Annotated in this window: 1 protein-coding gene; it reads left to right on the forward strand. The window is 51.9% G+C overall.

Translation table 11 applies throughout. The annotated features are described in order from the left end of the window. Positions 1-605 precede the first annotated feature (605 nt). The coding region (locus ACKFKF_RS35050) for a reverse transcriptase N-terminal domain-containing protein (protein WP_446871945.1) at positions 606-1,368 on the forward strand (763 nt) is incomplete at its 3' end.

A 1,368-nucleotide genomic window follows, 5' to 3' on the forward strand; every position in this document is an offset into this window, starting at 1 on the left:
GTGCGACCCGTTGACCTCAAAACCAATTCTTTCGGATTGGGTGGAGGTCAAATGATTCGAGCGTCTCCTAAGATCGCTTAAATCATTTAACTGTTCTTTCGTGATGGTGCAATTCCATCCCTCTCGGTATCAGAGTGACAGCCTATCCCACACTGGTGCGAGTGACTCTCAAGCTGGTGTAGCGCATGGGATAAAAGGTGGTAACTGGAAGCCTCATCTGGAACCCCATCGAGCAGAGCTGGATATGGTTACGCGAGAAACCTGTGATAGACCCACCGTAATGGTCTGAGGCAGCTAAAGAGGCTGATAAGCTGCGTCCCAAAAGGGAATGGTGAACAAGCGGGCTAGCGTGTTGAATAGGGCGCTAGCGATACTCCGACAGTAGCCCGGTGGAAAGCAGGAACCTAAGTCCAGCGACAAACGGAAGAACGGAACGGAGTAACCCCACCTGGGTTCTTGGAGCGTCATTCAAGCGGGTAGTCAGCTATACACCCAAGTGGGGAAGGGATAACCTCAGAAGCAAACGCCTCTAGGAAAGCTGGAGGATAGGCTGACGGAGGTTCGGTGATGTGGACGGTAAAGCTGTGAGTCGCAGTTCAAACGTTATGAGCCAAGCACTGCTGAGGTATAAATGGAACACGATCCCCTGGCGCAAGCTAGAGCGGAAAGTGTTTAAGCTGCAAAAACGGATTTACCAAGCCTCAAGTCGTGGCGATGTCAAACTCGTCCACCGACTCCAACGACTTCTCCTCAAATCCTGGTCTGCCAAATGCTTGGCGGTTCGGAAGGTGACCCAAGATAACCGAGGCAAGAAAACGGCTGGCGTGGATGGGCAAACTGCCCTTAAGCCCCAGCAACGGCTGAACTTGGTCAGCAATCTGAAGCTGACTCAGAAGCCACTGCCGACTCGTCGAGTCTGGATAGACAAGCCGAGAAAAGCAGAACAGCGTCCGTTGGGCATTCCAACGATGACCGAGCGGGCACAGCAAGCCTTGGTGAAACTGGCATTAGAGCCAGAATGGGAAGCCAAATTCGAGCCAAATAGCTATGGCTTTCGACCAGGGCGATCTTGCCATGATGCAGTTGAAGCAATCTACTATGCGATCCGGTATCAAGCCAAGTATGTCTTAGATGCCGATATCGCGCATTGCTTTGACGAAATTAATCACACGGCATTGTTGAACAAACTCAAAACCTTTCCCCAGTTGCGCCGCACCATTCGGGCGTGGCTCAAAGCGGGTGTCCTTGATGGATATCAATTTCAGCCCACCACAAGTGGAACCCCACAAGGCGGTGTGTTGTCGCCCTTGTTGGCAAATGTGGCGTTACACGGATTAGAAACCGACATCAAAGCACTCGCGTATCCTG

It is taken from the genome of Phormidesmis sp. 146-12 (genome assembly GCF_052939495.1).